The 6230-nt window shown below is 42.9% G+C and carries 7 protein-coding genes; 5 read left to right on the top strand and 2 right to left on the bottom strand.

Annotated elements, in window-relative coordinates; genetic code table 11:
• Window positions 1-11 precede the first annotated feature (11 nt).
• Window positions 12-932, top strand: coding sequence for an oxygen-dependent coproporphyrinogen oxidase (gene hemF, locus ACHUGF_RS14745; protein WP_394132352.1), 921 nt, complete (start codon window positions 12-14; stop codon window positions 930-932).
• 3 nt (window positions 933-935) lie between these two features.
• Here hemF and ACHUGF_RS14750 read toward each other — a convergent pair whose 3' ends face one another.
• Window positions 936-1370 carry a group II truncated hemoglobin gene (locus ACHUGF_RS14750; RefSeq protein WP_394132354.1) on the bottom strand — a complete coding sequence of 145 codons (435 nt, stop codon included), beginning with the start codon at window positions 1368-1370 and terminating at the stop codon, window positions 936-938.
• Between the two features lie 161 nt (window positions 1371-1531).
• On the opposite strand from ACHUGF_RS14750, the gene ACHUGF_RS14755 reads away from it, so the two are divergent.
• From ACHUGF_RS14755 to ACHUGF_RS14770, 4 genes are read left to right on the top strand one after another with little or no spacing between them, the layout of a single operon-like run.
• Window positions 1532-2914 (top strand): amidohydrolase, encoded by a 1383-nt coding sequence (locus ACHUGF_RS14755; protein WP_394132344.1) that lies wholly within the window; start codon window positions 1532-1534, stop codon window positions 2912-2914.
• Window positions 2915-2924: 10 nt separating this feature from the next.
• Entirely contained in the window at window positions 2925-4157 is a 1233-nt protein-coding gene (locus ACHUGF_RS14760) for an amidohydrolase family protein (protein WP_394132345.1), read from the top strand.
• 44 nt (window positions 4158-4201) lie between these two features.
• Window positions 4202-5023: a shikimate dehydrogenase gene (aroE, locus tag ACHUGF_RS14765; protein WP_394132346.1), complete on the top strand. Its 822-nt coding sequence runs from the start codon at window positions 4202-4204 to the stop codon at window positions 5021-5023.
• Window positions 5024-5033: 10 nt separating this feature from the next.
• The gene (locus ACHUGF_RS14770) at window positions 5034-5309 is read left to right on the top strand and encodes a DUF1488 family protein (RefSeq protein ID WP_394132347.1); all 276 of its coding nucleotides are present in this window, start codon (window positions 5034-5036) and stop codon (window positions 5307-5309) included.
• A gap of 89 nt (window positions 5310-5398) precedes the next feature.
• On the opposite strand, the gene ACHUGF_RS14775 is transcribed toward ACHUGF_RS14770, so the two are convergent.
• Window positions 5399-5935: a gamma carbonic anhydrase family protein gene (locus ACHUGF_RS14775; protein ID WP_394132348.1), complete on the bottom strand. Its 537-nt coding sequence runs from the start codon at window positions 5933-5935 to the stop codon at window positions 5399-5401.
• Between the last annotated feature and the right edge of the window lie 295 nt (window positions 5936-6230).

Raw genomic sequence — 6230 nt, forward strand, 5'->3', positions numbered from 1 at the left:
AGTGCACTTCAATGGCAAAACCCAGTGTTGAACAAGTAAAGGCTTATTTGATTGGTCTGCAACAATCTATTTGTGAAAGATTGGAGCAACTAGATGGCAAAGCTAAGTTTAAAGTGGATACTTGGGAACGTGCAGAAGGTGGTGGCGGTGCTAGCCGTGTGCTAACTGCTGGCAAAGTATTTGAGCAAGCTGGTGTTAACTTTTCTCATGTATCAGGCGCTGCGATGCCAGCATCGGCAACTGCGCACAGACCAGAATTGGCAGGGCGAAGCTTTGAAGCTATGGGAGTATCGTTAGTTATTCATCCCAATAACCCTTATATCCCAACAACACATGCCAATGTGCGCTTTTTCATTGCAGAGAAAGAAGGTGCTGATCCTGTTTGGTGGTTTGGCGGCGGTTTTGATTTAACTCCTTATTACCCGTTTGAAGAAGATGTGGTGCAGTGGCACCAAACAGCGAAAAACATTTGTGACCCTTTTGGCGAAGATGTTTATCCAAAATATAAAAAGTGGTGTGACGAATACTTTTTCTTACCACACCGTAATGAAACCCGTGGTGTTGGTGGTTTATTCTTTGATGACCTCAATGAACCAGGCTTTGAACAAAGTTTTGCCTTTATGCAAGCCGTAGGCAATGGCTTCATAGAAGCATACTCACCAATTGTTGAGCGGAACAAAGATCTTGATTACCAAGATGAACAGCGCCAATTCCAGTTATATCGTCGCGGTCGTTATGTAGAATTTAACCTAGTTTACGACCGAGGAACACTGTTTGGCTTGCAAACCGGTGGCCGCACAGAGTCTATCTTAATGTCTATGCCGCCATTGGTTCGTTGGGAATACTGCTTTAACCCCGAAGAGGGGTCCGATGAGGATGAACTTTACCAGCGTTACCTTAAGCCACAAGATTGGTTAAACCTAAATGGCTAATTATTACTGATTACGCATATGGTCAGCTAGCGTGGAAATAGCCTGAATAATCGCTTGTCGATGTTCAGGCTTTTTTACGCACTGATTAATCGCTGCATTCATACACAACATCCACTGGTCCCGCATTGACTCATCTATCGCAAAAGGCATATGGCGTGCTCGTAGCGCTGGATGACCATACTTTTGCTGATATAACTGTGGCCCACCTAACCAACCACTTAGAAACTCAAATAACTTTTGTTCTGACTTTTCTATTGGTGCCCTATGCAGAGAGAGTAACTCCTGAGTCGCTTCGTTTTGCTGCATATGTTGATAAAACTCATGGGCAATTTGCTGTATCACAACCTCACCGCCAATAAGTTCATAGGCATTGGATTGTTCAGCGGGGGCGGATGCTTTTGGAGTGGCTTTGACAAACCATTTTTTTATCTGTGACAGCATAAGGGGTAACCTAAAACGATGATTAACGCGATTGTCGCCATACTACCTGAAAAGGTGAAAGAAGTGATGTTAATGTTTTGAAACGAAATAATTAAATTCCTTGCTGTATTTTGCAAGTTAACTTGTTTAGATTAAGTGTAAATAACAAGGAGACCATCATGGCAAAAATCGCCTTACCCCTTATTTCTCTTGCCGTCTCGGCAGCTTTGATGGGCTGTTCCCCATCTGAAATACAGACTGAAAAAGTCACAATCAATAAAAATCCGTATCCAAGTACCTATCAAGCTTTAGCTAGTTCTAGCATATTACTTACCAATGCGACTGTATTAACAGGTGCTGGTCAGCGCATAGACCAAGCTGATGTATTGATGGTTGATGGAAAAATTAAAGCAGTAGGTAAGGGCTTAACCGCAGATAATGCCAGTGTCATTGATGCAAAGGGTAAATGGGTTACACCGGGTATCATTGATGTGCACTCTCACTTAGGTGTTTATCCTAGTCCGCAGGCTGAGTCACACAGCGATGGTAATGAAATGACCTCACCAAACACGGCTGAAGTGTGGGCAGAGCACAGTGTGTGGCCACAAGACCCTGCATTCAACTTAGCGCGTGCTGGTGGTGTTACAACGCTGCAGATCTTACCCGGTTCAGCAAACTTAATTGGTGGTCGCGGTGTAACCTTGAAAAACATGCCCGCTCAAACCATGCAAGCGATGAAGTTTCCTGATGCGCCCTATGGTTTGAAAATGGCTTGTGGTGAAAACCCTAAAGGACTATATGGCAAACGTAAGCAAGCTCCTATGACTCGCATGGGTAATATGGCGGGCTATCGTCAGGCATTTATTGATGCGACCGAATATAAGCGAGCTTGGGACAAGTATGAAGCTGACTATGCGCGAGGCTTAGCTGTCGAAGCACCAGAAAGAGATTTAACCTTAGATACATTAAAAGGGGTACTTGATGGTGAAATCTTGATCCATAACCACTGCTATAAAGCCGAAGAAATGGCAATGATGATTGATTTAGGCAAAGAGTTTGGTTACCACTCAGGTACTTTCCACCATGCCATTGAAGCCTACAAAATTGCAGATCTACTGGCGGAGAATAATAACTGTGCCGCAATGTGGCCAGATTGGTGGGGCTTTAAAATGGAAGCCTATGACACGGTGCTAGAAAACGTAGCAATGGTCGATGCAGTTAAGAATTCTTGTGCAGTTGTCCATTCTGACTCATCAACGACCATTCAACGCTTAAATCAAGAAACCGCCAAAATAATGTTTAGCGCTAACGCAAATGGCTTTGACTTAAAAGAAGAGCATGTGATCGGTTGGATCACTGCTAATGCAGCTAAGTCACTTGGTATTAGCGATAAGACAGGCACACTTGAAGCTGGAAAAAATGCCGATGTCGTGCTTTGGAATAGCAATCCATTCAGCGTCTATGCACAAGCAGAACAAGTATTCATCGATGGCGCCAAGGTATATGACCGTTATGATGAAGCATATCAAGCAAAAAGTGACTTTTTGCTAGGTCAGGAGTAAGGATATAACAATGAAAAAATTACCAAAATCACTACTGACTCTATCTATGATGCTAGCGATTGCTCCTACATATGTTGCAGCGCAAAGTATTGCCATCATTAATGCAAAAGTGCATACGGCCACAGAGCAAGGTGTACTAAACAATGCCACAGTGGTGTTTAATGAAGGCAAGATTGTTGCTATCAACCCAGCACAAGTGAATGCTGATAAAACGATTGATGCTAACGGTAAGGTGTTAACACCTGGGTTTATCAGCACAATGAATGCTGTGGGGTTGGTAGAGGTTAGCCAAGCTAAAGCCACTCGCGATACAGTTGATGAAGCAATAGACATGACCTTCGATGCCAGTTTGGCATTTAATCCTAAAACTACAGCAATCCCACTTGCGAGAAAAGGTGGTCTAACAACCAGTGTCATCACAGCTAATGGCGGTGAAACCATATATGCCGGACAGACGTTTACTGCAAAAATGACCGGGGAATGGGACAGTGTCGTATCGACACATGGTGCGCTGTATGTTGAGTTGGGTATGAGTCATGACGGCTCTCGTGGAATTAGCATGCAAACGCTGATTAGGGAGCTAGAAGATGCTCATAAAAAATTAACAGCGAAAGAAGATGACGAAGAAGAGCCAAGCAGAGAAAGCTTGATCATCAATGCGGTTCTCGCTGGTGAGAAAACCCTGATTGTTTATGCTGACCGAGCAAGCGATATTCTTCACTTACTCGAATTAAAAAAGCAATATGACATTGATTTAGTCTTGATTGATGCTGCCGATGCGGTCATTGTTGCTGAGCAAATTGCACAAGCAAAAGTACCAGTGGTCATGGATAGCATGCGCAACCTGCCAGAAAGCTTTGATTCATTGCATAATCACTTGTCTAATGCAGCAAAACTGACACAAGCAGGCGTGCAGGTAGTACTGACTACATCTGGTGGCGCACATACAGTTTATGGTCTGCGATACGCAGTGGGTAATGCAGTTGCTAATGGTATGGATTACAATGCTGCCATGAAATCGGTGACAAGTAATGCGGCCAGTGTATTTAAAATAGATGCGGGCTCCATTGCTGTTGGAAAGCCTGCAGACATTGTACTCTGGAATGGTGATCCATTCGAATATAGTACACAGGTAGATACAATGTGGATTGATGGCGAGCAGCAATCAACAGAAAGCCGCCACGATAAGCTGCGTGACCGATATATGAAGCAGTCGACTATGCCAGCGGCATATACACGCTAAGTTCAACTATACAAGCTGTTAGATAAACGAGTACAGGAAATTGCATGACAGACAAATATGCCGTATTTGGTAACCCTATTGCACAGAGTAAATCACCTTTTATTCACGGTGATTTTGCTGAGCAAACTGAGCAAACTATCAGTTACCAAGCGATGTATGCCGAAGTCGATGAGTTTCCTGCTACTTTAGCCGCTTTTTGGGCTGAGGGCGGCTTGGGGGCTAATGTTACTGCGCCTTTTAAGCAGCAAGCTTATGAACTTTGTGATGAGTTAAGTCAGTTGGCTCAACTTGCAGGGGCGGTGAATACGCTACAGCGTCTAGAAGATGGGCGCGTTCGTGGTGATAATACTGATGGTGTAGGTCTGGTCACCGACCTTCAACATCACTTTGGTGCGCTGCAAAATAAAAGGGTACTTTTGGTTGGTGCTGGTGGTGCTGCCAGAGGTTGTATAAAGCCACTATTGGATGCGGGTGTAATACTAACTGTATGTAATCGTACCCACGTTAAAGCACAATCATTAGCTGAGCAATTTAAACAATTCGGGCAAGTTGATGCTTGCCCAATTGATGAGTTAGATACTGCATTTGATATTGTCATTAACTCAACATCAGCAGGATTAGCGGGTGAGATCATTGCACTACCAACTAATATCATTTCTAGTTATACAGACTGTTACGACATGACTTATAGTCAGCAACAGACTGTGTTTAATCAATGGGCAAGTAAACAAGGTGCAAATCGTGTTGTCGATGGTCTGGGGATGCTGGTTGGTCAAGCAGCACAAAGCTTCTATATATGGCGTAATGTAAAGCCGAACCAAGAAGTGACTATGACTAAGCTTCGCCTGCAGCTTGCTAGAGGTTAAGCAGAACCATATGAATCAGGCTATTCAATTTGATAATGAACTGGTGATTTCTGAAGGTCATGTAGGCTTCAATGCACAGCAACAAGGGCAAGTGCTTGTGTGTCGAGTTTCATTCAAAACACTTGAGCAGCTTAATAAGCAGCTAAACCACCTTGATCAAGCCGTAATAACAAGTAACGCAGAAGCCGTATTTGAATCACTCAGGTTTGATATTGAAGAACTTGCCGAGCAGTTAATCATAAATGAGCAGATAAATGATGAAGGTGAAGTTGAGATAACAGTTTAACTGAATCTCGAGATGCCTAATTATTTATATGCCACCTAAATCGGTGGCATATTTTATTGAGACGCATATAACAGTCTAAGCGCTAACTATTACTCTTCCAGATATTCATTTTTGAGTCGAACATAATTATCAGAAGATTGCGGCAGAAATGCCAGTTCAGCTTCTGTCAAAGGCCTAGCTTGTTTACATGGATTACCCATATACAAATAACCACTTTTAAGTGTTTTATTAGGTGGAACAACTGAGCCTGCAGCAACAATCACATCATCTTCAACGACAACACCATCAATAATGACCGCCCCCATACCTATCAAGACACGATTGCCGATGGTACAGCCGTGGAGCATTGCTTTGTGCCCTACAGTTACATCATCACCAATTATAAGTGGATGCCCATCAGGCTTAGCGGCAGATTTACGTGTGACATGTAATACGCTGCCATCTTGCACATTAGAACGTTGTCCAATACGAATGACATTAACATCGCCTCTTGCCGCGACCATTGGCCAAATACTGGCATCTTTTGCTAAATGAACATCGCCAACAATAACGCTTTCTTCATCTATATAAACACTATCATCAAATTTTGGTGAGATACCTTTATAACTACGAATAGAGTTTGCCATGGACAATCCTTATAAATGGCTGTTTGGTGAAATCATATAGGTAACATGTACCCTAAATGCTTATCCATTATGCTATCACGAAAAGAAAGACGACTAATGAAAGCGAAGTAATTTGCAAATAAAAGAGGCCAAAACACAGTAAATCGAAGCAAAAAAGCTACTTTTCAACCGTTTCGCGTAAAAAAGCACCTGTTGAGGTGTTTTTCATAAAAAACTTCAAAAAAGCCCTTGCGCAAAAATCTAAGCTGCCTATAATGCGCATCCACTGACACGGCACAGCAGCAAACACAAGGCA

This window comes from Shewanella maritima (assembly GCF_043643735.1).
In the GTDB taxonomy this organism is placed as follows: domain Bacteria; phylum Pseudomonadota; class Gammaproteobacteria; order Enterobacterales; family Shewanellaceae; genus Shewanella; species Shewanella maritima_A.

Excerpts from the sequence above, each read along its gene's own strand:
- ACHUGF_RS14760 (WP_394132345.1), top strand. The coding sequence starts at position 2,925 with ATGAAAAAATTACCAAAATCACTACTGACTCTATCTATGATGCTAGCG.
- ACHUGF_RS14775 (WP_394132348.1), bottom strand. The coding sequence starts at position 5,935 with ATGGCAAACTCTATTCGTAGTTATAAAGGTATCTCACCAAAATTTGAT.
- ACHUGF_RS14770 (WP_394132347.1), top strand. The coding sequence starts at position 5,034 with ATGAATCAGGCTATTCAATTTGATAATGAACTGGTGATTTCTGAAGGT.
- aroE (WP_394132346.1), top strand. The coding sequence starts at position 4,202 with ATGACAGACAAATATGCCGTATTTGGTAACCCTATTGCACAGAGTAAA.
- hemF (WP_394132352.1), top strand. The coding sequence starts at position 12 with ATGGCAAAACCCAGTGTTGAACAAGTAAAGGCTTATTTGATTGGTCTG.
- ACHUGF_RS14755 (WP_394132344.1), top strand. The coding sequence starts at position 1,532 with ATGGCAAAAATCGCCTTACCCCTTATTTCTCTTGCCGTCTCGGCAGCT.